Genomic DNA, 24,932 nt, shown 5'->3' with positions numbered 1-24,932 from the left:
CGGACGGGCCCGCGATCAGGAACGCGGGCCTCCGCCGACTCTCTCGTGAGCGAGACCGTCGATGCTGGCGGAAATACGACATCACGTTTCGGGTGAACGGATCATTCCGCCGCACCGGGAACTCCGCGGAGCCGCTTCGACGTCGCTGACCGCGTGAGAACGAATGGTGAAGCGGACGCGGATCCCGACAGGGACAGGACGGACCGGGGCGGGCGGCGAGTGCCCTTCGGCCGGGCGGGGCGGGGGCGCGTTCTCGCCGCACTCGCCCTGCTGGTGGCGGGGCTGCTGATGTTCCCGGCCGCCGTGCCGAACAGGGTCGGGCGTCTCGGCAGCCTGCTGGAGATCTTTCTGCCCTGGCTGGGCCTGGCCGTCCCCGTACTGGCGGGTCTGGCGCTGCTGCGCCGCGCGACCGTCGTCCTGCCGGTGCTGCTCCTGCCCGCGGCGGCCTGGCTCGGCCTCTTCGGAACCCTGCTCGTGCCACCGTCCGGGCCGGGGCACGGACTCACCGCGGTCCAGCACAATGTGAGCGACGAGAACCCCGACCCTGCGGGGACGGCGCGGAAACTGCTGGAGGCCGGTGCCGATCTCATCGCGCTGGAGGAGCTGACACCGTCCTCCCTGCCGGACTACACGGCGGTGCTCGCACCGCGCTATCCCCACCACGCGGTCAGGGGCACGGTCGGGCTGTGGTCCACGTACCCCCTCAGCGACGTGGAGCGCGTGGACATCAAGCCCGAGGGGATACCGGAAGGCTGGGACCGGGGAATCAGAGCCACCGCCGCGACGCCGAAGGGCGACATCGCCGTCTACGCGGTCCATCTGCCCTCCGTGCGGCTCAGTCCGAGCGAAGGGTTCCGCTCCGAGTGGCGGGACGAGAGCGCCGCGCTCCTCGGCAGGGCGCTGGCCGCGGAGCGTCTCGACCGGGTGATCCTGCTCGGGGACCTCAACAGCACGGTGGACGACCGCGGCCTCGCACCGGTGCTCTCCCATCTGGACCCGCCCCGCACGGGCTTCGCGTTCAGCTGGCCCGCCGCGCTGCCGCTGGCCCGGATCGACCAGATACTGACCCGGGGCGCGACCGCCACAGACATCCGGTCGCTGCCGGAGACGGGGAGCGACCATCTGCCGGTCGCCGCCCGGATCGGACTCTGATCGCTCTCCGGCTGCCGCCCGGAGGTGCGACGGAAGGCTGAACGGGCTTTCCGTACACGCGACTTAAGTCGGTCGGGGAGAGACCGAGGGCGGATGAAGGCCGTGCTCCGAACGGGCCACTGTGGTGACAGCGGACAGGGACCGAAAGTCAGGGAGACACGGTGACACAGTCGTACGCGATCAATCGCGCGGCCTTTCTCCGGCGGGCGGCCGCGCTGGGCCTGCTCGCTGCGGTCGCGCCGGGGGCGGGGGCCGGGCCGGCGGCCGCGGCCGCGGTCTCCGGGGGGAGCCGGGGCGCGGCCGGGCGGGGGCTGACGTACCGGGGGATCTTCTACGACACCGGTACCGCCTACGGGCCCGGCACGACGACCCGTGAGGTGTGGAGTCCGTCCCTGATGCGCACCGATCTGCGCGCCATCGACAAGGAGCTCCGCTGCAACGCGGTCACGGTGAGCGGAGCCGACCTCGGCAGGCTGGAACTCAGCGCGCGCGAGGCGCTGCGCCGGGGTCTCCAGGTGACGCTCCAGCCACGGCTGTTCGACCATCCTCAGCCGGAGATCCTCGCCCATCTGGCGCGGACGGCCCGGCTGGCGGAGCGGTTGCGGACCTCGTACCGGAGCGAGGTGATTCTCGCCGTCGGCTGTGAGTACGTCCTCTTCGCGCCCGGCATCGTGCCGGGCGCGACGTTTCTCGACCGGATCCGGTATCTCACCGAGGGGCAGTTCGACCACCCGGCCATCCTGCGAAGGCTCGACGGATTCGTCCGTGCGGCGGTGGCCGTGGCGCGTGAGAACTTCCACGGGCGTATCACCTACGGTTCCGCCCCGGGGCTGGAGGAGATCGACTGGAGTCTCTTCGACATCGTGGGGCTGGACTACTACACGTACCACCGTGACCCGCGTGAACACACCAGGGAACTGGCGCCCTTCCGGCGCTGGAACAAACCCGTGATGATCCTGGAGTTCGGCTGCGGCACCTTCCGGGGGGCGGCCGAGCGCGGCGGGGACGGCTGGTCCGTGGTCGACTGGGACAGGCCCGTGCCCGAGGTCGTCGGCGATGTGCTGCGGGACGAGCGGGAGCAGGCGGAGCACATCGCGAACATGCTCGGGGTGTTCGAGCGGGAGGGTTTCCTCGGAGCGTCGCTCTACGGGTTCATCGCCCCGGACAGCCCGCACTCCCCCGTTCCCCGGTACGATTTGGACGTCGCGTCGTTCTCCGTGGTGAAGGTGATCAGGCGGGACCACACCGACCCCGCCTCCCCGTACCACTGGGAGCCGAAGCTCTCCTTCTCCGCGGTGGCTCGCCACAACCGGGCGGCTTCCGGGCGCTGATCGGCGGCCGGGCGGTCTCCGCGAAGCGGACCGGGACGCTCCCCCCGTCAGCCGCACAAGGCGCGCTCCACGAGCCGCTGGACGGCCTGCTCCGCGCGCATCAGCTGGGCGAAGTCGGCGGTCTTGCCGCTGGCGGTGACGACGACCGAGCGGCTGCCGTCGCCGGTGAACCCGGTCCTGACCGTGGCGCCGTCGAGGTCGCCGCCGTGGCCCCATCGGTGTCCGCCGCAGCTCAGGGGCTGGCGCATCAGCCCGAGTCCGTAGCGCAGGCCGGGCATCGCCTCCTCGTACACCCCGCCGACGGGGACCGTGCGGCGCATCTCGGCGAGCTGCGCGGCGGGCAGGAGCCGGCCGCCGAGCAGCGCGGTGTAGAAGCGGTCGAGATCGTGCCGGGTGGATACGAGGGCGCCCGCCGCGCCGGCGGAGGTCGTGTCGCGGACCGTGGTGTCGGTCCAGCGGTCGGAGCCGCGGAACTTGTGGTAGGTGCGTGCGTGGGGTGCGCGCAGATAGGGGTCGTCGCCGGGGGCGTAGGTGTCGCGCAGGCCCAGGGGGCGGATGAGACGGCGTTCGACCTCCTCGGCCCAGGGGCGTCCGGTGGCCTTCTCGACGATCATGCCGGCGAGCAGATAGCCCGGATTGGAGTAGTTCCACCGGGGGGCGGGGTCGTCGGGCGCCGCGGGCGGGAAGTCGGGGCGGTGCCGCATCGCGTGGGCGACGGACTCCTCCGGGGTGAACCGGTCGAATCTGGTGCGTTCGAAGTCCTCGGCGGTGTCGCCGGTCACCTCGCTGTGGTCCCAGTTGTAGATGCCGCTGGTGTGCTGGAGCAGATGGCGCAGCGTGATCCGGCGGCCGTCGTTGCCGTTGCCGTCGACCACTCCGGGCAGCCATCTCTCGACCGTGTCGTCCAGGGACAGCCTTCCCTCGGCGGCCAGTTGCAGGACGACGGTGGCGACGAAGGTCTTGGTGACGCTGGCCGCGCGGAACACGGCGTCGCGCGGGGCGGGCCGGCCGGTGCCCAGGACCGCTTCCCCGGCGGAGGCGGCCAGGCGGCGGTGTCCATGGCGTACCTCGACCGCGATGCCGGTGTAGCCGGCGTCCTTCAGGGTCCGCTCCAGCTCGGCCGCGAGCCGGGCCCTGGTGAGGGGTGCGGCCCTGTGGCTCTCGTCCGCCACGACGGCGGACGCGGTGGCGGGGGCGGGCGCGGCGGACGCGGGTACGGCGGACGCGGTGGCGGGGGCGGGCGCGGCGGACGCGGTGGCGGGTGCCGCCGTGGCGCCCGCGACGAGCAGGGCGGTCACCGCGCCCGCGACGGCGGTCCGGGAACGGGTCTTCAGTGTGGTCATGGCTCTCACAGTGCCAAGCGGGCGGCCGACCCGCCATGGCGCGGGCACCCGTCCCACGGTGTACTCAGGCCCCCTGTCCCCGGGCGGGCCGGCCCCCGCCGCCGCGGGTCACATGGCCACGGATCTCAGGGCGTCGGCCGGCACGAAGGAGAGGCCGCGTTCCAGCAGCCCTTCGATCACCGCGGGCAGGGCCAGCACACTCTCCCGGCGGTCCCCTCCGCCGTCGTGCATCAGGATCATGGACCCGGGCCGTGCGTGGTCCAGGACGGTTTTCGCGATCTTCTCGGGTCCCGGCCTGGCCCAGTCCCAGGAGTCGACGTCCCAGAGCGCCAGAGCGGGCCCGTCCGGCAGCAGCTCGCCCAGCGCCTCGGGGGTGCGCGAGCCGTACGGCGGCCGGAACAGCGTCGGCGTCTCGCCGACCGAGCGCTCGAAGGCGTCGCTGGTCCGCTCGATCTGGAGTCTGAACTGACGTGGCGACAGATCCGGCAGGAAGGGGTGCGACCAGGTGTGGTTGCCCAGGCTGTGGCCCGCCTCCCTGATCCGCCGGACCTCGTCGGGGAGCGCGTTCACATGCAGGCCGACGCAGAAGAAGGTGGCCCGCACCTCGTAGCGTTCGAGGATGTCGAGGACCTGCCGGGTGTAGACGGGATCGGGACCGTCGTCGAAGGTGAGGGCGACCTCCTGGCGGTCCCTCGGGCCGTGCCGGAAGCAGCGGCCCGCCCGGGTGAGGGCCGACTCCATCTCCTCGCTGCGCCGGATCCCGTCGTGGTAGTCGTCGTCCCGGCCGGTCTGCCCGCCGCCCGCCGCCGTCAGCGGGGACAGGGACGCGAGACCGGTCCGGGCCGTCTCCGCCAGCAGCCGGGCGGAGACGGATCCGAAGTCGGGCCGCTCGGGGAGCACCCAGGGGTCGGCGCGGTGGACATCGAGCCCGGCCGCCGTCAGCAGGCCGTCCACCAGCCCGTTGGTGCTCTCCAGTACGACGGCGCACGGCAGCCCGGACTCCCGTCCGAGCGTGACGAGCCACCGGGTCAGCTCGGGCAGCCGCTCCGCCCCCCAGCGCGCCGGAGCGGCAGCCGGGTTTCCTCCGGCGTCGATGACCTCGACGTCGTAACCGTCGGCGGTCCAGGCGATTCCCGCGTACAGCATGGGTACTTCCTACTCGCTCGTCCGGGCGGCACGGTGCGCCCGAGGGCCTGATGGGACGGGGTCCGGACCGGGTGCGCCGCGCGCGGTCACGGAGACGGGCGGGCCTCCGGGCAGCGCCGCGCGGTGGACCCGGCGGGTTTCGCCGGCCGTCGCGGCCGTCGTCGTGAGAGGTCTTTTCCGCCTCTCATGAATCCGGCAACTACGCGCCACCGGGCCCCTGTCGCACCGTTTTACCCCCCTTGTAGAGGGGTGCCGCCGTGCCGCCCGACCGGGGTGGACGGCGGTCGGGCGCCGGTGCGGCCCGACCGATGTCCACCAATCTCCATGAACTCTCCAACAATGCGACACAAGTACGACAGAGGCGCGCTATTCTTCGCGTGCTCCGCCGAATGGTCCAGACCATATCCATGGGGGAGGGTCACGCGCTATGCCCGCGACCGTCTCTTCTGCCCCTGATTTCACGAGTCAACTCATTGGTCCACACGCGTACTTGGAGGGCACCATCAACGCTTCGCCCACTCCGTTGACCGTCCCCGACCTGCTGGACTCCAGGGCCGCGAGCCGACCCGACGACATCGCCGTCCAGGTGCGCGGCGGCGGGGCGCTCAGCTACGGCGCCTGGCGCGAGCGGGCGGTCCGGGCCGCCCGGGGACTCGCGAGGGCGGGGGTGCGGCCCGGCGATCTGGTGGCGCTGCGCTTCACCGACCGGGCGTGGGACGAGTACGCGGTGGCGTTCCTGGCCGTCCACCACGCGGGGGCGGCGGCGCTGCCGCTGCGCGCCGATCTGGCCGAGCCGGAGGCCGCGCGGCTCGCCGGGCTCTGCGGGGCGGTCGCGGTACTTCGCGGCGGCGGACTCCCGGCGGGCCAGGGGCGGCCGGGGCGCCAGGGGCCGCCGGAGCATCAGGCGCTGCCGGGGCTGCCCGGTCTCGCGGACCACCTCCTCGCCGACGTCGAGGCCGGCCCGTACGGCGACGGCGAACCGCCCTGCCGTCCCGCGCCCGGTGACACCGCCCAGGTGATCGGCACCTCGGGAACCACCGGTACGCCCAAGGGCGTTGTCGCCTCACACGCCAATCTGACGGCGGGCCAGCGCCTCAATCCGCGCCCGCGCCCGTACGCCCACTCCCGCCATGCCCTGCACGCCTTCCCCATCGGCACCAACGCGGGCCAGATGATGCTGATCGGGGCCCTGACCGGTGCGCCCAGCACCGTGGTGCTGCCGCGCTTCGACGCCGAGGAATTCGGCGAAGCGGTCGAGGAGCTGCGGGTCGGCACCGTCTTCCTGGTGCCCTCGATGGCCATCGAGCTGCTCAACTCCCAGGTGCCCGCGCGCCGCGACCTGTCCAGTGTGCTGCTGCTCAGCTCCTCCGCCGCCGCGCTGCCCGCACCCGTCGCGCACGCGCTGACCGAGGCGCTGCCGAAGGCGACCGTGGTCAATGTGTACACCTCGGCGGAGGCCGTCCCCGCGCAGATCTCCATGGTGGTCGATCTGACGCGCCCCGGCTCGGTGGGCCGCCCGGCCGATCCGCGCGATCTGCGGATCCTCGGCGCGGACGGCGCGGAACTCCCGGCCGGGGAGGTCGGCGACGTCTGGCTGCGCCAGCCGGGACCGCCGCGCGGCTATGCCGGGGACCCGGCGGCGGGCGCCGGTGTCTTCCGCGACGGCTGGGTACGGATGGGCGACCTGGGACGGCTCGACGCCGACGGCTATCTGCATCTGGTGGACCGGGAGAGCGACGTCATCAAGTCCGGCGCGCTGAAGGTCTCCACCCTGCGGATCGAGGACGCGCTGCACGAGTACCCGGGGGTCGCGGACGCGGCGGCGCTCGGTGTCCCGCACCCGGTGATGGGCTCGGTGCCGGTCGCCGTGGTGGTGCCCTCGGCCGACGGCCTGGACACCGACGCGCTGCGGCTGTTCCTCAGCACCCGGCTGAGCCGCGCCGAGCTGCCGGTGCGCGTCCTGACCGCCGCCGATCTGCCGCGCAACGCCACCGGCAAGGTGCTGAAGCACGAGCTGCGCCCGCTCTTCGAGACCCCCGGGACGCCGTCGGAGGCCCCCGGCGGCGGGCCGCCCGGCACCGCGACCGAGCTGCGGCTCGCGGAGCTGTGGCAGGAGGTGCTGGGCGCTCCGGTACGGAACGTGGCCGACGAGTTCTTCGCGCTCGGCGGCGACTCCTTCCGGGCCGTCCAGCTGGCGGCGGCCGTGTCGGAGCGGTTCGGCGTCGGGGCGGGCTCGGCGCTGGTCTTCGGCCGGCCGTCGCTGCGGGCGCAGGCGGCCTGGCTGGAGGAGCGGGCGGCGGCGCGGACCGCCGAGCCCGGCGACAGCGGCGAGGACAGCGGTGACAGCGACAGCGACAGCGACAGCGACAGCGACAGCGACATGGTGATCCCGCCCTTCCTGCGCGCGCTGCGGGCCCAGCCGCACGAGGTCCCGCTGACCAGCCAGCAGGAGAACTTCCTCGACTGGATGGCCGAGGAGTCCGGCCGGGACGTGGGCGCGGTCACCGCGCTCTTCCGGGTGACCGACCGGCTGGACGGGGAGGCGCTCGGCCGGGCGCTGACCGAGACCGTCCGGCGGCACCCGGCGCTGCGGACCAGATTCACACCGGTCCCCGGCGAGGTCCCCGGTCTGGTGCGCACGGTGCTGGACGAGCGACCCCGGACACGTGTCACCCTGCTGGACGCGCCCGGCGCGAGCGACGCGGAGGTGAACGCCCTGCTGATCGCCGAGCGCGACCGGCTCACCGATCTGGGCGAGGACCCGACGGCCCGTCTGCTGGTGGTCAGCCGGGGCCCCGAGGACCATGTCGTCCTGCTGGCGGTCCATCACATGGTCGCCGACGGCTGGTCGATCGGTGTTCTGCTGCACGAACTCGGGCTGGGCCACGACGCCCTGCGGCGCGGCCGCACCCCCAGGCTGCCCGAGCAGACCATGCCGTACCAGGAGCTGGTCCGGCGCTCCAACGCCCGCTGGGCGGCCGGACGCCGGCACTTCGCCGCCGCGCTCGACGGCGCTCCGTCCGCCCTGGACCCCTTCCCCGGCCGGCGCGCCGTGGACCGGGTGCACACCGTCGCGCACCCCTTCACCGTCCCGGCGGGTCCCGCCGGGAGGCTGCGGGAGCGGGCCGGGCTGCTCGGCGTCACCCCCTTCATGGCCGTCGCCACCCTGTGGAGCGGGGTGCTGGCCGCCCGCAGCGGCCGGACGGACCTGGTGCTGATGACACCGGTGCCCGGCAGGACGAGGCCGGAGGCGCAGCGGGCGGTCGGCTGTCTGGTGCAGTCGCTGCTGCTGCGGATCGACTGCTCCGGCGGACCCGGCTTCGCCGAGCTGGCCGAGCGGGTGCGGGTGGCCGCCACCGGAGCACTCGACCACCAGCTCTATCCGTACGCCGAGTTCAAACCGTCCGTGGTGGCCTTCCCCGCCTGGCTGCGCTACGAGAACTGGGCCGCCGAGGCCCATCTGCCGGGGCTGCTCTGCGAACCCTGGGTCCTGCCGCGCGGCACCACCGTGCCCTGGCCGCTGCCCGGCGGTGATCTCGGGGTGCCCGAGCTGACCGTCGTGGAGCAGCCGGACGCCGGTCTGAACTGCTGGATCCAGTTCAACGCGCTCGCCTTCGACGAGGAGTACATCGCCTCCCTGGCCGAGGAGTTCAGCGCCGCGCTGACCGCCGCCGCGAACTGAGCCGCGCTCCCCCGCGCTCCCCCGTCCTTCCTGCCCTTCCCGCGCTCCCCCGCCTTCCCCGTCCTTCCTGCCCTTCCCGCGCTCCCCCGCCTTCCCCGCCCTTCCCGCCTTCCCCGTCCACCGCGCCGGCCGAACCCGGCCCGGCCGGACCAGCCGCGCCCCGCGTTCCCCGGCCCGACCCGGCCGTACCGCACCTTCCCCGGCCCATCCTCGCCGGTCTCGCCGATCCCGCCGATCCCCCGCACGGCCCCGCCGGGCCGCCATGCCCCATGCCCGGACGCCCTGCCCGCACCGCCCTCACCTCCCCCCATCCGTATCGACGCCGGACAGACTGAGGAACCCCTGTGATCAGCATTCCCGCCGGCCCTGCCCAGCAGGGCATCTGGGTCAACGAGCGGCTCGCCCCGCTCGGCTCCGTCCACCACATGCCGTTCGCCGTGCACTTCGAAGGAGCCCTGGACGAGGCGGCGCTGACCGCCGCCTGCGCCGATCTGGCGGCCCGGCATCCCGCGCTGTCCCTGACCGTCCGGGAGGAGCACGGTGTGCCCGTGCTCTCCCCCGGCCCGATACCGGAGCTGACGGTACGCGGACCGGCGGCCGACCTGACCGAGCTGTGCGCGGAGCCGTTCGATCTCGCCGCCGGGCCGCCGGCCCGGTTCACCCTGCTGCGCACCGACGGGACACACGCCACCCTGCTGGTGGTGGTGCACCACATCGTCTTCGACGGCACCTCCACCGATGTCCTCCTGCGCGATCTCGCACAGTGCTACGCCCACCGCGCCGGCAGGGGCCCGGCCCCCGAGCCCCTCGCCCCGCCGACGGCGTACGACACCGCCGACACCGGCCCGGAGGCGCTGGCCGCGGCGAGCGCCCACTGGGCGGACCGGCCGCTGCCCACGGCCGGGGTGCTGCTGCCCGGACTGTCCGGCTCCCCGGACGGCGTCGGTCCCGGTGCGGCCGTCGGCTTCGACCTGGATCCGGCGCTCCGCGCCGAACTGGCCGTCACCGCCGAGAAGATCGGCGTCACCTTCTTCGAACTGGTGCTGGCGGCCCTGCACACCCTGCTGCTGCGGTACGGCAATGAGCGCCCGGCCGTCGCCGTCGACCTCGGCACCCGCGCCCCGGGCGACACCGCCGGGATCGGCGTCCATGTCAACGAGCTGCCCGTGGTGACCTCCCCGGGGGCGAGGACGCCGTTCGGCGAGTTCGCCCGCGCGGTGCGCGCGGAGCTGCGCGCCGGATATCCGCACCGCCGGGTGCCGCTGGCCCGCGCCGCCCGGGTGCGGCCGGGGGTGACACTGGCCCCGGTCTCCCTGACGTACCGCCGCCGTATCGCCCCGGTGAAGTTCGCCGGGCTGCGCACCGGCATCGACTGGGTGCTCTTCCCCGGCACCGCGCGCGGCGCGCTGCGGGTGCATCTGGTGGACGGCCCGGACCGGCTCGGCGTCCTGCTGATGCACCGGACGGAGCTGCTGACGTCCGAGCGGGCCGAGCGGATCGGCGTTCATCTGCGCCGTCTGCTCGCCTCGGTGGCCGCCGCGCCGGGCACCGCGCTCGGTGATCTTCCGCTGCTGGACGACGCGGAGCGGGCGCCGCTGTGCGGGCCCGCCCCCGCCGCCGACGCCGAGGGCGCGACCCTGCCCTCGCTGCTGGCCGGGGCCTTCGCCGCACACACCGGCCGGGTCGCCGTCTCGGCGGGCGAACAGTCGCTGACCTACGGCGAGCTGGCGGACGCGGCTCGCTCTCTGGCGGGCCGGCTCGTCGGGGCCGGGGTCACCCCCGGCACGGTGGTGGCCGTCTGCGCCGAGCGCTCGCCGGAGATGCTGGCCGCCGTGCTCGCCGTGAGCCTGGCCGGCGGTGTCCATCTGCCGGTCGACCCCGGATATCCGGCGGAGCGGATCGCGTTCGTGCTCGCCGACGCCGGGGCGCCCGTGGCGCTGGCCCAGCGCGGGACCGCCGACCGCGTCGCCGGGCACGGGCGGACACTGCTGCTGGACGGCCTGTTCGGCTCCGTACCGGCCGCCGGGGCCGCGACACCGGCCCCGCTGCCCGCCGTGGCACCGGACGATCTCGCCTATCTGATCTACACCTCGGGCTCCACGGGCCGTCCCAAGGGTGTCGAGGTGCCGCACAGCGCCCTGGCCCATCTGCTGCTCGCCTTCCGCGACCGGCTGGACGCCGGGCCGGAAGACGTGTGGCTGGCCGTCACCTCTCTCTCGTTCGACATCTCGGCCCTGGAACTGCTGCTTCCGCTGATCACCGGCGGCCGGGTGGTGATCGCCGACGAGGCCGAGGCCCGGGACGGGCGCGCGCTGACCGCGCTGGTCGAGCGGCATGCCGTCACCCATCTCCAGGCCACCCCGTCCGGCTGGCGGCTCATGCTGGACGCCGGGCTGACCGCTCCCGCGCTCACCGCGCTCAGCGGTGGCGAGGCCCTGCCGCCGCCGCTCGCCCGGCGGCTGCGCGAGCGGGTCGGGCGGCTGTGGAACGTCTACGGGCCGACCGAGACCACCATCTGGTCCACCGCCGCCGAACTGCCCCCCGTACCGGACGAGGTGACCGTCGGCCGGCCGATCGCGGGCACCGCCGTGCTGGTCCTGGGCCCGGACGGGCTCCCCGTACCGCACGGTGTCACGGGTGAGCTGGCCATCGGCGGCGCGGGGCTGGCCCGGGGCTACCGGGGCCGCCCGGAACTCACCGCCGAGCGTTTTGTCACCGACCCGGGCACCGGATCGCGCTACTACCGGACCGGCGACCTCGCCCGGCTCCGCCCCGACGGCGCACTGGACTGCCTGGGGCGGCTCGACGACCAGGTCAAGCTGCGCGGGCACCGGATCGAGCTGGGCGAGATCGAGGCCCGGCTCCAGGAGCACCCCGCCGTGGCCGCCGCCGCCGTGGCCGTGCGCGGCTCGGCCGACGACCCGGGCGGGCAGACGCTCGCCGCGTATCCGGTCTGGCGGGCCGGAGTGCCCGTGCCGCCCACCGCCGCCGAGCTGCGGGCCCATCTCGCTCCGACACTGCCGGAGGTGATGATTCCGGGGATCTTCCACGCGCTGCCCGCGCTGCCGCTGACTCCGAACGGCAAGACCGACCGGCGGGCCCTGCCGGAACCGGTCCGCGCCCCCGAGACCCCGGGCCTCGGAGAGCCCTCGGACGGGACGGCGGACGAGCCGTGGGACGAGGTGACCACCGAGGTGGCCGCCATCTGGTGCGAGGTGCTCGGCCTGCCCTCCGTCGGCCTGTACGACGACCTGTTCGACCTCGGGGCGCACTCGCTGACGATCACCCAGGTCGCGGCGCGGATCCGGCGGCGCCTCGGTGCGGAGGTGCCCCTCCAGGTGTTCTACGAGGATCCCACCGTGGCCGCCGTGGCGGACGCCGTCACCCTCGAACTGCTGACGGAGGAGAACTGATGGACCGCCCGTCACCCCCCGCACCCGCACCCGCACCCGCCGCTGCCACCGCCCGTCGGACGCGTACCCCGCTCACCGACGAGCAGCGCGCGCTGCTCGCCCGCAAGCTGGCCCGGCGCACGGCGGACGGCGGGCGCGCCACCGGCCGGACGGCCGAGATCCCCCCGCTGCCGCCCGGTGCGCCCGTACCGCTCTCGCTCGCGCAGGAACGGCTCTGGTTCGTCGAACAGCTGACCCCCGGCACCGCCGCGTACGTCCTGCCCATCGCCGGCCGGCTGCTCGGCCCGCTGCGGCCCGAGCCGCTGGCCGAGGCGCTGCGGCTGGTCGCCGTACGGCACGACACCCTGCGCGCCTCCTTCCCCGCCGACGAGGACGGCGCTCCCCTGGTGCGCACCGCCCCGGCCGCCGGTTTCACCGTGCCCTGGGAGCTGCGCGAGCTGACCGGTCTGCCCGCCGAGGAGCGGGAGGCCGCCGCCCGCGCGGCGGTCGAGGCCGAGGTCGGCCGGCCGTTCGATGTGGCGGAGGGGCCGCTGCTGCGTGCCCTGCTGCTGCGGCTGGACGCGGAGGACCACGTTCTGGTGATCTGCCAGCACCATCTGGTCGGCGACGGCTGGTCCGCCGGGGTGCTGCTGGACGAACTGCTCTCCGGCTACCAGGAACTGGCCGCCGGGGGGCGGCCGGTCCCGCCCCCGCTGCCCATCGGCTACGGCGACTTCGCGCACTGGCAGCGCGAGCGCCAGGAGCGTCCGCGCGCCGCCGCCGATCTGCGGTACTGGTGCGACGCCATGGCCGGGGTGCCCCCGCTGGACCTGCCCACCGACCGGTCGCGCCCCGCGCTGCCGGGGCCGGGCGGCGGGACGTACGACTTCCGGCTCGACCCGGAGACGTACCGGGCCGTCCGCGCGCTGTCCCGCGCCCGGAACACCACCCTCTACATGACCCTGCTGGCCGGCTTCCAGGTGGTGCTGGGCCGCTGGTCCGGGCAGCGGGACTTCGCGATCGGCACCCCGTTCGCGGGGCGCGGGGCGGAGGATACCGAGGGTCTGATCGGTCTGTTCAGCACGATGCTGCCGCTGCGGGCCGATCTCGGCGCGCGAGCGGAGGACGCGAGGACGGAGACGGAGGCTGCCGCTCCGGATTTCGCGACCGTACTGGCCCGGGTCCGCACCGCCGCGCTCGGCGCCCAGGAACACCAGGAGACCCCGTTCGAGCGGCTGGTCGAGGCGCTGGACCTGCCGCGCGACATCGCGCGGCCGCCGCTCTTCCAGGTCTCCTTCGCGCTCCAGAACCACCGCGCCCAGGAGTTCCGCCCCCGCGAACCGGAGTGGCGGACTTTCCCCTTCGAGGGCAGCGGGGTCCATCTCGATCTCGGTCTGTACTGCACCGAGACCGACGGCGGCCTCGACGCCTTCATCACCTACCGAACCGATCTGTGGGACGCCGCCACCGTCGCCCGGCTGGCCGGGCACTGGCAGCGGCTGCTCGGCGCGGCCGCCGCCGATCCGTACGCCCCGGTCGACACGCTGGATCTGCTCGGCCCCGGCGAGCGCCGTCGTGTGCTGTACGAGTGGAACGACTCGGGCACCGCGCTGCCGTCGGCGGACACCCTCGCCGAGGCGGTCACCGCGCAGGCCGCCCGCACCCCGGACGCGATCGCCCTGGTGCACGAGGGCGAGTCGCTGTCCTACGCCGGGCTCGACCGGCGCGCCAACCGTCTGGCCCATCTGCTGCGCGCCGCCGGAGCCGGTCCGGACGCCCTGGTCGGCGTCTGTCTGGACCAGGGCCTGGACCAGGCCGTCGCCCTGCTCGCGGTGCTCAAGTCGGGCGCCGCGTACGTTCCGCTCGACCCGGAGCAGCCGCGCGAGCGCCTCGGGCACATGCTCACCGATTCCGCGCCGGTGGTGCTGGTCTCCACCGGTGCCCATCGCGCCCTGCTGACCGGCTCGGACGCCCCCGTACTGCTGCTGGAGGAAGCGGGCGAGCGACTCGCCACCGCGCCCGACACCCCGCCGGAGAGCGGCGCGGGCCCGGACGATCTCGCGTATGTGATCTATACGTCGGGCTCCACCGGCACCCCCAAGGGGGTGGCCGTGCAGCACCGCCAGGTGCTCATCTATCTCGCGGGGGTGCGGCAGCGGTTCGCCGAGGCGGGGCTGCCGGACGGCGCCCGGTACGCGCTGCTCCAGTCGCTGGCCTTCGACTTCGGTCTGACCACCCTCTATCTCTCGCTCACCACCGGCGGCCGGCTGCATCTGCTGGCTCCGCGCACCGGCGGCACCGAGCTGGCGGCGTACCTGTCCGAGCACTCCGTCGACTGCGTCAAGCTCACGCCCTCCCATCTGGCCGCGCTCAGCGCCGAGGTGGAGGATCCGGCGGTGCTGCTGCCGCGCCGGCTGCTGATCCTCGGCGGGGAGGCGTCCGGCTGGGAGTGGAGCCGCCGGCTCGCGGCGGCCGGTGCCCGCACCGGCTGCCGGGTGATCAACCACTACGGCCCGACCGAGGCCACCGTCGGCGTCACCACCCTGCTGATCGACCCGGACGTGCCCGCCGACGGGCCCACCACCCCCATCGGCCGTCCGCTGCCGGGCGCCCGGGTCTATCTGCTCGACGCGCATCGGTCGCCGGTGCCCGCCGGGGTTCCCGGTGAGCTGTGGATCGGCGGTGACCGGCTGGCCCGCGGCTACCTCGGCCTGCCGGAGCTGACGGCGGAACGCTTCCGTACCGACCCCTTCGCGGACACCACCGGCACAGCCGGTGCCACCGATGGCACCGGGACCGCCGGGACCACCGGGACCGCCGCCCGGATGTACCGCACCGGTGATCTCGCCCGTCACCGGGCCGACGGCACCGTGGAGTTCCTCGGCCGGGGCGACGACCAGGTCAAGATCCGCGGCTATCGCGTCGAACTCGGCGAGGTGGAGGCCCATCTCGCCAGGCTGCCCGGGGTCGCCCAGGCCGTCGCCGCCGCGCGCGGCCCGGCCGGGGAACTCACCCTGGTCGGCTATCTGGTGCCCGCCGAGGACACCGCGCCGCCCCCGGCCGCCGCCGAGCTGCGCCGACTGCTCGCGGAGAGCCTGCCGGACTATCTCGTCCCGTCCCGCTTCGTGATCCTCCCCGAACTGCCCCGCCAGGCGCACGGCAAGGTCGACCGGCGCGCCCTGCCCGAGCCCGGTGCCACCGGTTCCCCGGAGGGGACCGAGTACGTCGCGCCGCGCGACGCCGCCGAGGAGATCGTCGCCGGGCTCTGGGCCGAACTGCTCGGCCTGGAACGCGTCGGCGCGCACGACGACTTCTTCGACCTCGGCGGCCACTCCCTGCTCGCCATCCGGATGGTGGCCGCTCTGCGCCGGCTGCTCGGCCCCGAGGCCCGGATCACCCTCATGGACGTCTTCCAGGAACGCACCCCGGCCGCGCTCGCCGCCCTCGCGGGCCGGTCCGAGCAGGAGCGCGGCCCCCGGAAGCTGCTCCATGAGCTGACCCCTCGCCGGCCCGCCGCCACGACCCGGCTCTCCCTGGTCTGTCTGCCGTACGGCGGCGGCAGCGCGGTGGTCTACCAGCCGCTCGCCGATGCCCTGCCGGCCGGGGTGGCGCTGCACGCCGTCGCCGTTCCCGGGCACGACCTCGGGATGTCCGAGGAGTCGCTGCCGCTGGAGGAGGTCGCCCGGCGCTGCGCCGAGGAGGTGCTGGCCGGGGTCGAGGGGCCCGTCGCCGTGTACGGGCACTGCGGGGTGGGCGCGGCGCTCGCCGTCGAGCTGGCCCGGCGGCTGGCCGCGGCGGGGCGTGAGCCGACCGCCGTCTATCTGGGCGGGATCTTCCCCTTCGCCCGGCCGACCGAGGGTCTGCTCGGGCTGCTCTCCCGTTTCTCCGTGCTCGACCGGCGGCGCAGCGGACGGCTCCATCTGAACTGGCTCCGCTCGATGGGGGCGGATCTGGAGGGGCTGGAGCCGGAGCAGTTGACCACCATCGTCCGCAATGTCCGCGAGGACTCGCGGGCCGCCGAGGCGTACTTCACCGAACGGCTGGCGCGGCCCGCCGACGGGCTGGCGACTCCGGTGATCTCGGTGATCGGTTCGGCCGACCCGGGGACCGACTTCCACCGCGAGCGGTTCCGCGAGTGGGGCTTCCTCGGTACCACCACCGCCGTGGCGGTGCTCGACGAGGGCGGCCACTACTTCCTGAAGCACCGGGCCGCCGAGCTGGCGGAGATCGTCACCGCCGTCCATCCGGCGGTCATCGGCGGCGACGCCGCCGAACTGTCCCGGGAGCGGCGGCCGGAGCGCGCGACCTGGTGGCTGGACGGCGTCCACCGCGAGACCGCCGACGCGCGGGAGCCCGCCGCCGCCGCGCCGCGCACCCGCCGCGACACCCGGCGGTTCGTCGCGGTGGCCGCCTCGCAGATGGTGTCGCAGACCGGTTCGGCGCTGACCGAGTTCGCCCTGCCGCTGTGGATCTACCTCACGACCGACTCCGTCGCCTGGTTCGGTCTCTTCGCCGTACTCGGCATCGTGCCGGGGCTGCTCGCGGCACCGGTGCTCGGCGGGCTCGTCGACCGGATCGACCGGCGGCGGGTGATGCTGGTCTCGACCGCCGTCTGCGGCACCTCGGAGGCCGTTCTCGCACTGTTGTACGCGTTCGGGGATCTGCGGCCCTGGCATGTCGGGGTGCTCATGGCGATCCTCTCCGTGTCGCTCACCGGACAGCGGCTCGCCTTCCAGTCCGCCATCCCCCAGCTGGTGCCCAAGCGTTTCCTCGGCCACGCCAACGGCGCCGTCCAGGTCTCGGGCGGTATCGCCCAGGTGGTCGCCCCCCTGGCGGCGGTCGGCATGCTGGCCGCGATCGGTCTGGGCGGGGTGCTGCTCCTTGACGTGATCAGCTATACGATCGCCGCCGCGGTCCTGCTGATCGTGCGCTTCCCCCGCACCCTGCCCTCCCGGCGGCGGGAGACCCTCCGGCAGGAGATCGTGGCCGGCTTCCGCATGGTCGTCGGGCAGCCCGGGTTCCGGGCCATGCTGATCTTCTTCGCCGTGCTCAATCTGTTCCTGCCGGTGCTCTTCCAGCTCGTGCCGCCCCTCGTCCTCGGCTTCTCCAGCCTCGGCTCCGTCGCCACGGTCTCCCTGGCCGGCGGCGTCGGCGCGGTGGTCGGCGGCCTCGCGATGGGCGTCTGGGGCGGGCCGCGCCGCCGCCGAATGCGCGGCATGCTGCTCGTGGTGCCCGTACTGGCCCTGTTCTGTCTGCTGACCGGGTTGCGCCCGGATCTGCTCGTCGTCGGCGCCGGAGTGTTCGGCATGTCCGCCTCCCTCTCCCTCCTCAACGGCATCTACCTGACGATCGTCCAAGTCAAGGTCCCCCAAAGGTTCCACGGCCGCGTCATGGCCCTCAATCAACTGGTCGCCTGGTCCACCCTCCCCATCGGCTACCTGCTCATCGCCCCCCTCGGCAGCCGGTTCCTGGAACCCCTGATGACCGATGACGGCGGCCTCGCCGACACCCTCGGCCTCCTCCTGGAAACAGGCCCCGGCCGCGGCATCGGCCTGCTCTACCTGCTCCTCGGCACCGCCATCCTCCTCCTCGGCGCGATCTCCCTCCGCCTCCGCACCCTCTCCCGCTTCGACCAGGACGTCCCCGACGCCCAGGCCGACGACCTGGTCGGCCTGGCCGCCCTCACCTCCGACCGCGACGGCCCTGCCTGACCGCCACCACGACCACGGTCACGACCACGGGGTGCTCCGCCGCGCGCGGGGCACCCCCGGCCGGTGCCGCTCCGGGACCGGGGATCAGTCGAGGATCCGTCCGCCGTGGTAGCGCAGTTCGTACACCCGGGTGCCGTCGGCGGTGGCGATGTGTTCGACGCCCCGGAAGCGGTTCACCTCGCCCACGGTCTCGTCGGCATAGGTCAGTTCGCCGACCGTGTGGCGGAATCCGCCGAGGAAGCGGCCCTCCGCGTAGAGCGCGGTCAGTGCCGTCTTGATGGTCTCGCCCGCGGTGAAGGCGTCTATGCCCTCGGTGAGGAGGTAGCCGTAGTAGTTCATGCCCCAGACCGGTCGGCCCGTCAGGTGCACCGTCTCCTGACCGAGGAAGTCCGTACCGCCGAAGTAGCTGTCCCGGTAGACCAGATCGTCCTCCTGGTACTCCAGGTCGTGCGACGCGGTGCGGACGGGGGCGATCTTGCCCGCACCGCCCACGTAGGTGGCGGACTTGGCCCGGACGATGAACGACTCCAGGGCGGCCGGGGTGAGTGTCGGTGTCTCCATGACAGATTTTTAGCAGCCGGGTCTGACAACGGGTCCGGACCTGGGGCTGGGCCCGGTCCTGGGGCCTGCCGCCGCCGGTCCGGCTCAGGACGGGCGGGTCGGCGAGAGGTGATCCGCGACGCGATTCGTGACGAGTTCCGCCATGACGGCGGGCGGCAGCCCGGGGTGGGCCGCGGCGGCCTCCGCGACCTCGTGGTCGTCGTCGGCGAGGAGCACGGTCACGGTCCGCGGCGGCAGTGAGGGGTGCCGGGCGGCGGCCAGGAGCGCCCGGCGGGCCCGGGGTTCCCATCGGGCCAGCTCCTCCAGCAGGGCGGGTGGGGTGTCCGGGTTGGCCGCGACCCCGGCGGCGACCCGGGCTCCGTGCCGGTGGAGCAGGGAACGCAGCCGGTCCTCGGAGAGTCCAGGGTGGGACGCGATGGCGGCCGCGACCTTCGCGTCGGGGTCGGCGGCGAGCGCGTCCCGTGTCCCGGCGGGCAGATCGCGTCGCCTGGCCAGCAGCCGGCGCGGCCCGGGACGGGACGACCGGGCCGGTTCCCGGAGTTCGGCGGGCGGGGCGGCGGCGATCCGGGGCGGCGGCTCGGCCCCGGAGCCGGATCCGGCGGCGTCGGCGTCGGCGAGTTCGGCGAGCAGGTCGAGCGGCACCCGGGGATGGCGGGCGAGGGCGCGGCGCACCTCGCGGTCGCCGCTCGCGGCCAGTCGCCGCATCAGCGGCTCGCCGATGGCGGGGTTCGCGGCGAGGTCGGCCCGTACCCCGGGAGAGGGGTCGTCCGCGAGCCGCTCGCCGAGCGCGGGCGGCAGATCGGGGCGGGCCGCGAGCATCCAGCGCAGCAGCGTCGACGGATGGTCCGCGAAGCGGGCGGCGGCCTCGGCGGGCGTGGCCGGGTTGGCGAGCGCCCGTATGTGCGTGGTGTGGACGGTGGACTGGTGGGTGCCGTCGCAGGCCGCGCCGCCCGGCAGGGAGCAGTCCCGCCGGGGGCAGTGCGGATCGTGGACGAAGGGGATCGGCTCACGGTCGCAGACGAGGCAGTGCCGGGCGGGCGGCATCCCCTCACCGGTGAGCAGCGCCGCGAGGGCGGCCGGAGGTGTGTTCTCGTTGGCGGCGGCAGCGCTGCGGACCTCGGCGTGCGGGTGGCGGGCGAGACGGTCCGCCTGCTCGGGGCCCGCCCACAGGGCGAGTTCCGCGACGACAGCGATGTCCGGATCCGCGGCGAGCGCGGTCACCACATCGTCCGGGAGCCCGGGACAGGCCGCCAGCTTCTCGCGGTGCTCGACGACCGGGGACCCGGCGAACGACCGGGCCCACTCCAAAGGGCCCTCGCCCCGGTCGAGGAGCGCGAGCGCGGCGAGCGGCCGGGCTGTCGGGTCGATGTCGGCGGCGGTGAGCCGTCCCTCGTGAGCGAGTCGTACGGCGAGATCCTCGTCGCGGGCGGCCAGGGCGCGTGCCTGGGCGTGGCTCAACTCCTCGCGGCCGGCGAGGCTGTCGGCGAGGTCCGCGTCCGCGACGGCGATCAGTCGGTCCACGAGTTCGGGCGGAAGGGCCGGATTGACCGCGAGTCCCCGGAGAATGTGCTGCACCGGCCCATTGTGCCGTGCCGGCCTCCGGCCCCGTATCCGGGCGGCGGTCCGCTGAACGCCCTGTGCCGCCCGGCAGGGTTCTCTCCCCTGTCGGGCGGCACAGCAGCACATGCGTTGTGCGAGCGCGGGCGCGCGATGGTGCCGGTGCTGTCAGGCCGCGTTCGCCTTGGCGGGCCGCTTGTGGCTGTGCGCGGGGGCGGTGCGGAGGGTGAGCAGTGACGCGAGTGCGCCGACGGCGGCGAGGGCGGCCGCGCCGAGGAAGGCGGCGGAGAAGCCGTTGGTGAGCGCGTCGGGGTCGCCGATCTCAGTGGCGCCGTACGCGGCGGACACGGCCGTCATGGCGGCCAGTCCGAGGGCGGAGCCGACCTGGTAGCTGGTGTTGACGATGCCGGAGGCCAGGCCGCCTTCCTCGGGGCGGGCGCTGGACAGCGCGGTGCCGAGGGAGGGGATGAACGCGAGCGACATGCCGGCCGCGGCGAGCAGGGAGGCGGGCAGGACGTCGACCCAGAAGGTGCCGTCGGCCCGGGCGAAGGACAGCCACAGCATGCCGGCGGCGAGGGCCAGCAGGCCGGTGACGATCAGCGGCTTGGTCCCGAAGCGGGCCATCAGACGGGGCGCCAGGACGATCATCATGATCATGATGGCGACCGTCATGGGCAGCAGGGCCGCGCCGGAGGCGAACGCGCCCAGTCCCAGGACCTGCTGGAGGTAGAGGTTGAGGAAGAACCACATCGGGATCCACGCGGCGGCCATCAGCAGCTGCGCGATGTTCGCTCCGGCCAGGTTGGGGGCCCGCCAGATGCCCAGCCGCATCAGCGGCTCGCGGCGCTTGGACTGGATGGCGACGAACGCGGCGATCAGGGCCACGCCGGCCAGCAGCACGAGCCAGGTCCGCGCCGAGCCCCAGCCGGTTTCGGGGGCGCGGACGATGGCGTAGACGGCGGTGGCCAGCCCCAGGGTGACGGTGGCCGCTCCCGCGAGGTCGACGGAGCCTCGGCGGACCGGGGCCGAGGGCATGACGGACGGGACCAGGGCCAGCACGACCAGGGCGATCGGGATGTTGATGTAGAACACCCAGGGCCAGCTTGCGTATTCGGTGATGACACCACCGAGGAAGACTCCCGCGGTGCCTCCCGCCGGGGCCGCCGCGCCGTACAGGGCCAGCGCCTTGGTCAGCTCCTTGGGGCGGGAGCCGAAGAGCATCATCAGCAGGGTCAGGGCGGCCGGGGCGATCAGCGCGGCGCCGACGCCCTGCAGGGCACGGCCGGTCAGTTCGACCCAGACCTCGGACGCGAGACCGGCGACCAGGGATCCCCCGGCCATCACGACCCAGCCGGCGCTGAAGATCCGCTTGGCTCCGAACAGATCGGACAGCCGCCCGCCGAGCAGCAGCAGCCCGCCGAAGGCGATGACATAGGCATTGAAGACCCAGGACAGCCCCTCCGGGGAAAAGCCCAGGTCAACCTGCATCTTGGGGAGAGCCACCCCAATGATGGACGTGTCCATGATGACCGTGAACTGGGCCAGGGCTATAAGAACAAGCGCCGTCCAGCGGCGTGGGCTGGGAGCGGCGGGTGGGGTTGACATAGCTATCTCCTATACCGGAGGGGGGTATCTCTCCTCGCGGACAGCAATATACCCCCCACGGGTATTCCGCGCCTGCCCCACCCGCCCCGATCTCGCCGGCGGCCCTTCCCGGACCTCGGGGCGCACAGCCCCCGGGAATGCAAAAAACCCCAGGTGAACTGGGGTTTTTTACTGATGGTCCGTCGACACACGCCCGACACCGGGCAGTACGGAGCACGGGCCCGGGCGTCAGCGCCGCCGCGGGTTCATGATCTCGCCCGTGCCGACCGGCCCCTCGGACCAGCCGCTTTCCGCCACCGGCAGACACCGGACCGCATCCGCAGGAACCGCCCGGAGCACTCCCTCACGAGAAATTGCCGCACCCGCGGAATGCGACGGGAGTCCGTACGGCGGGTGGAGTTCCGCTGCGGCTTCGGCCTGACGGTGCGGGGGGGCGGGGCTTGAGGGCGGCGCGGTGGGGCCCGCCGCGAGACAGCGGGCGTCAGGCGGAAAGCGCGGCTTCGAGCATCCGCCGGACCACGGCGGTCAGCTCGGCCGCGTCGGGCGGCGGTCGGGTCGCGGCCGGTGCGCCGACGAGCCGGTCGTACAGCAGCCCGTCGGTCCAGGCGACGAACAGATCCGCCGCGGACGCCGGGCGGGGAGCCCCGAGCGCCGCCAGCACATCGGCGGCCCTGGCCCGGACGGCGAGGTCGGCGGCCTGAAGATCGGCACGCAGCTCCGGCCGGCGGGTCGCTTCCAGGCTGAGTTCGAAGCGGGCGAGCTGGCGGTCGCGCGCCGCCGTCAGCCAGTGGTGCAGCAGCGCGGCCATCCCTTCCGCGGCGGAGTCCGGGTCGAGACGGCCGCGGTCCGCTTCCCAGCGGTCCGCGTCGGCGACCGAGAGTTCGGCCAGGCGGAGATAGCAGGCGCTGATGAGAGCACTGCGGGTGCGGAAGTAGTACGACGTGCTGCCGGCCGGCAGCCCTGCGGCGGCGTCGACCGCGCGATGGGTCAGCCCGCGCAGCCCGGCGGCGGCCACGGTGCCGATGGCGGCGTCGGCGATCAGGTTTCGGCGGTCGGAGATGGACATCCCCGCACTCTACAGATGTAGAGTGCGACTCATCGACCTCTACAGATGTAGAGACAGAGGGGGGTGGTCGACATGGGTGTTCGTCATGCCGTCGTGGCCGGAGGCGGAATCGGGGGCCTGACCGCCGCGGTGGCCCTGAGCCGCCGCGGCTGGCGCGTCACCGTCTGCGAACGGGCCTCCGTACTCACGGGCATCGGCGCGGGCATCGTGCTCGCCCCGAACGCGCTGCGCGCCCTGGACTCGATCGGCCTGGGCCCCGGCCTGCGGGTCGGCGAAGCCCTGCCCGGCCCGATCGGGCTGCGCACACCCGACGGCACCTGGCTGAGCCGGTCCGACAGCGGCGCGCTGTCCGCCCGCCACGGAACGGCCGCGCGCGCCGTGCACCGCGGCTTCCTGATCGACACCCTCGCGGCCGCCCTGCCGTCCGACGCCCTGCGCCTCGGCGTATCGGTGACCGGCGTGGACGACTCGGGGGACGGCGTGTCCGTGCGTACGTCGGCGGGCGACCTGCGCGCCGACGTCGTACTGGCCGCCGACGGCATCCGCAGCGCGCTCCGCGAACAGCTCTTCCCCGGTCACGGCGGGCTGCGTCACGCCGGTGAAGCCGGCTGGCGAGCGGTGCTGCCCGGCGCGGGCCTGCCTGCCCAGCGGGCCGCCGAAACCTGGGGGCGAGGCGAGCGGTTCGGCATCGTCCCACTCGCCGACGGCCGTATCTACGTCTACGCCACCGCCGTCTCCGGCCCCGGCACAAGGCCCGCCGACCACCACGCCGAGCTGATCCGGCGCTTCGGCGCCTGGCACGATCCCATACCCGCGCTGCTGGACCGGCTGAGCAGGAGAGCCCCGGACCCGGTCGACCTGCTCCACCACCATTTTCACGAACTGGCCTCCCCTCCGCCCCGGTTCCACACCCGCGGAGTGGCCCTGCTCGGCGACGCCGCCCACGCGATGACCCCCAACCTGGGCCAAGGCGGCTGCCAGGCCATCGAGGACGCCGTCGTCGCGGCGCACCTCCTCGCCTCCATCCACGACACACCCGCCGCGCTGGCCGCCTACACGAAGGCCAGACACCGGCGAACCACCCGAATCAGCCGACGCTCCCGGCGCGTCGGCCAACTCGCCCGGCTCTCCCATCCACTTGCCGCTTCCATCCGCGACCTGGCCGTACGAGCCACGCCGCGAGCCCTGTCGCTGAGAGCCCTGGACACCGTCCTCGGCTGGCAGCCGCCTCTCGTCCCCGCCGACTTCAAGGAGCAACGGTGAACCCCACGTACACATCCCGCCCCCTCCCCCGGGCGGACTCCGTCCGTCCCTTCACCGTCGGCGCCTACGGCTTCGTCCTCCTGGGCGTCGGCCACCTCGCCCTCTCCGCCGTTTCAGCACTCACCAAAACCCCGCGACAGCGTGAAACCGACACCGCCATGCGAGAGCCCGCCTTCACCCTGCTGGGCCTGGAACGCACAGTCCTCGACCTCTTCAACGGCTTCAGCATCGCCATGGCCCTCTTCATCATCGCCTCCGGCCTCCTGCTCCTCACCGCCATCCACCACTCCCCGGCCCTCGTCCAGCACCGCACCGCCTTCGGCCGAGTCGCCCTCACCGTCTCCCTGGCCGCCCTGGCGATATCCGTCCCCCTGCTGCCCCCTCCCCCGATCGTCATCCTCACCATCACCAGCTGCGCTTTCGCCCTGTCCCTGCGCAGGGCCGCCCCCGCGGCCTGACCGGGCGGTCGCCTCGGCCGCCGGTCCGCTCACCGAGGGACGGCCCGGCCGTGCGGGACGGCGGACGCGTGGCGACACTGAAGGCATGACAGACAGCACCGGCGCACCGGAGCCACCGGCGCCGCGGCCGTCCGCCGCGGCACGGGTCGACTACACGGGCGCCGTGTACGGCTCACTGCTCGCCGCGTCAGTGGTCGTCGGCACGGACCCGACGGAGCCGTTCCCCCGGTTGCAGCTCGTACTGCTGCTGCTCGGCACCGGAGTCGTGTTCTGGGCCGCCCATGTCTTCGCCCGCCTGTTCGGGGAACGGATCGCGGAGGGGGCACTGACCGGCAGAATCGTCCGGCAGGACTTCGCCGCGGAGTGGCCGATCGTCAAGGCGGCGGTTCCCCCGGCCCTCGCCGTGGCCCTCAGCCCACTGCTCGGACTCGGCCCGGAAGGCACTCTGTGGCTGGCCCTCTCCGTCGCGATCACCGGCCAGGTCGGCTGGGCGACCCTCGCCGCACTCCGGGCGGGCGTCACAAGGCGGCTCGCACTGATCGCCGGGGCGGCCAATCTGCTGATCGGCCTGCTGATCGTGCTGCTCAAGGTCGCCCTGCACTGAAGGGCGTACGGGCATTGCGCCACGGGGCAGGACGCGGCCGGATCTGCCGGTGCGGCCGCAC

Annotated in this window: 14 protein-coding genes; 8 read left to right on the top strand and 6 right to left on the bottom strand. The window is 74.0% G+C overall.

Annotation, left to right across the window (positions count from 1 at the left end):
* Positions 1 to 288: 288 nt before the first annotated feature.
* Together IE247_RS14560 and IE247_RS14555 are read left to right on the top strand one after the other, a co-directional pair.
* Positions 289 to 1,152 (top strand): endonuclease/exonuclease/phosphatase family protein, encoded by an 864-nt coding sequence (locus IE247_RS14560; protein ID WP_190123603.1) that lies wholly within the window; start codon positions 289 to 291, stop codon positions 1,150 to 1,152.
* 161 nt (positions 1,153 to 1,313) lie between these two features.
* A complete protein-coding gene (locus IE247_RS14555) occupies positions 1,314 to 2,483 on the top strand; it encodes a glycoside hydrolase family 113 protein (protein WP_229869116.1) in 1,170 nt (389 codons plus the stop codon).
* A 47-nt stretch (positions 2,484 to 2,530) separates the two neighbouring features.
* On the opposite strand, the gene IE247_RS14550 is transcribed toward IE247_RS14555, so the two are convergent.
* The gene (locus IE247_RS14550) at positions 2,531 to 3,826 is read right to left on the bottom strand and encodes a serine hydrolase domain-containing protein (protein ID WP_190123510.1); all 1,296 of its coding nucleotides are present in this window, start codon (positions 3,824 to 3,826) and stop codon (positions 2,531 to 2,533) included.
* A gap of 108 nt (positions 3,827 to 3,934) precedes the next feature.
* The gene (locus IE247_RS14545; protein WP_190123509.1) at positions 3,935 to 4,972 is read right to left on the bottom strand and encodes a polysaccharide deacetylase family protein; all 1,038 of its coding nucleotides are present in this window, start codon (positions 4,970 to 4,972) and stop codon (positions 3,935 to 3,937) included.
* 523 nt (positions 4,973 to 5,495) lie between these two features.
* Here IE247_RS14545 and IE247_RS14540 point away from each other — a divergent pair.
* From IE247_RS14540 to IE247_RS14530, 3 genes are all read left to right on the top strand, one after another.
* Positions 5,496 to 8,654: an AMP-binding protein gene (locus IE247_RS14540; protein ID WP_229869115.1), complete on the top strand. Its 3,159-nt coding sequence runs from the start codon at positions 5,496 to 5,498 to the stop codon at positions 8,652 to 8,654.
* 344 nt (positions 8,655 to 8,998) lie between these two features.
* On the top strand, positions 8,999 to 12,067 hold the full coding sequence (locus tag IE247_RS14535) for a non-ribosomal peptide synthetase (RefSeq protein ID WP_190123507.1): 3,069 nt from the start codon (positions 8,999 to 9,001) through the stop codon (positions 12,065 to 12,067).
* Complete coding sequence (locus tag IE247_RS14530) at positions 12,067 to 17,757, top strand: non-ribosomal peptide synthetase/MFS transporter (protein WP_229869114.1); 5,691 nt, start codon at positions 12,067 to 12,069, stop codon at positions 17,755 to 17,757. Before IE247_RS14535 ends, IE247_RS14530 begins: the two co-directional genes overlap by 1 nt.
* An 84-nt stretch (positions 17,758 to 17,841) precedes the next feature.
* Here IE247_RS14530 and IE247_RS14525 read toward each other — a convergent pair whose 3' ends face one another.
* From IE247_RS14525 to IE247_RS14510, 4 genes are all read right to left on the bottom strand, one after another.
* On the bottom strand, positions 17,842 to 18,318 hold the full coding sequence (locus IE247_RS14525; protein WP_190123506.1) for a DUF5680 domain-containing protein: 477 nt from the start codon (positions 18,316 to 18,318) through the stop codon (positions 17,842 to 17,844).
* Between the two features lie 84 nt (positions 18,319 to 18,402).
* Positions 18,403 to 19,893 carry a hypothetical protein gene (locus tag IE247_RS14520; protein ID WP_190123505.1) on the bottom strand — a complete coding sequence of 497 codons (1,491 nt, stop codon included), beginning with the start codon at positions 19,891 to 19,893 and terminating at the stop codon, positions 18,403 to 18,405.
* A gap of 150 nt (positions 19,894 to 20,043) precedes the next feature.
* Positions 20,044 to 21,480, bottom strand: a complete 1,437-nt coding sequence (locus IE247_RS14515) for an MFS transporter (protein ID WP_190123504.1) — start codon at positions 21,478 to 21,480, stop codon at positions 20,044 to 20,046.
* 481 nt (positions 21,481 to 21,961) lie between these two features.
* Positions 21,962 to 22,546 (bottom strand): TetR/AcrR family transcriptional regulator, encoded by a 585-nt coding sequence (locus IE247_RS14510; RefSeq protein ID WP_190123503.1) that lies wholly within the window; start codon positions 22,544 to 22,546, stop codon positions 21,962 to 21,964.
* A 72-nt stretch (positions 22,547 to 22,618) separates the two neighbouring features.
* On the opposite strand from IE247_RS14510, the gene IE247_RS14505 reads away from it, so the two are divergent.
* From IE247_RS14505 to IE247_RS14495, 3 genes are all read left to right on the top strand, one after another.
* Complete coding sequence (locus tag IE247_RS14505) at positions 22,619 to 23,809, top strand: FAD-dependent monooxygenase (protein ID WP_190123502.1); 1,191 nt, start codon at positions 22,619 to 22,621, stop codon at positions 23,807 to 23,809.
* Complete coding sequence (locus tag IE247_RS14500) at positions 23,806 to 24,267, top strand: LIC_13387 family protein (protein ID WP_190123501.1); 462 nt, start codon at positions 23,806 to 23,808, stop codon at positions 24,265 to 24,267. The genes IE247_RS14505 and IE247_RS14500 overlap by 4 nt, the downstream gene beginning before the upstream one ends.
* An 85-nt stretch (positions 24,268 to 24,352) precedes the next feature.
* Positions 24,353 to 24,871: a hypothetical protein gene (locus tag IE247_RS14495; protein WP_190123500.1), complete on the top strand. Its 519-nt coding sequence runs from the start codon at positions 24,353 to 24,355 to the stop codon at positions 24,869 to 24,871.
* Positions 24,872 to 24,932 lie beyond the last annotated feature (61 nt).

The sequence above is a fragment of the Streptomyces inusitatus genome (genome assembly GCF_014651115.1).
In the GTDB taxonomy this organism is placed as follows: Bacteria; Actinomycetota; Actinomycetes; order Streptomycetales; family Streptomycetaceae; genus Streptomyces; species Streptomyces amakusaensis.
Note: the sequence above shows the minus strand (reverse complement) of the source record. Positions and strands in the feature narration are given on the sequence as shown.

What these genes read in the sequence shown, in the direction of transcription:
- IE247_RS14560 (WP_190123603.1), top strand. Translation starts at nt 289, where the DNA reads ATGTTCCCGGCCGCCGTGCCGAACAGGGTCGGGCGTCTCGGCAGCCTG.
- IE247_RS14515 (WP_190123504.1), bottom strand. Translation starts at nt 21,480, where the DNA reads ATGTCAACCCCACCCGCCGCTCCCAGCCCACGCCGCTGGACGGCGCTT.
- IE247_RS14550 (WP_190123510.1), bottom strand. Translation starts at nt 3,826, where the DNA reads ATGACCACACTGAAGACCCGTTCCCGGACCGCCGTCGCGGGCGCGGTG.
- IE247_RS14510 (WP_190123503.1), bottom strand. Translation starts at nt 22,546, where the DNA reads ATGTCCATCTCCGACCGCCGAAACCTGATCGCCGACGCCGCCATCGGC.
- IE247_RS14525 (WP_190123506.1), bottom strand. Translation starts at nt 18,318, where the DNA reads ATGGAGACACCGACACTCACCCCGGCCGCCCTGGAGTCGTTCATCGTC.
- IE247_RS14530 (WP_229869114.1), top strand. Translation starts at nt 12,067, where the DNA reads ATGGACCGCCCGTCACCCCCCGCACCCGCACCCGCACCCGCCGCTGCC.
- IE247_RS14545 (WP_190123509.1), bottom strand. Translation starts at nt 4,972, where the DNA reads ATGCTGTACGCGGGAATCGCCTGGACCGCCGACGGTTACGACGTCGAG.
- IE247_RS14495 (WP_190123500.1), top strand. Translation starts at nt 24,353, where the DNA reads ATGACAGACAGCACCGGCGCACCGGAGCCACCGGCGCCGCGGCCGTCC.
- IE247_RS14505 (WP_190123502.1), top strand. Translation starts at nt 22,619, where the DNA reads ATGGGTGTTCGTCATGCCGTCGTGGCCGGAGGCGGAATCGGGGGCCTG.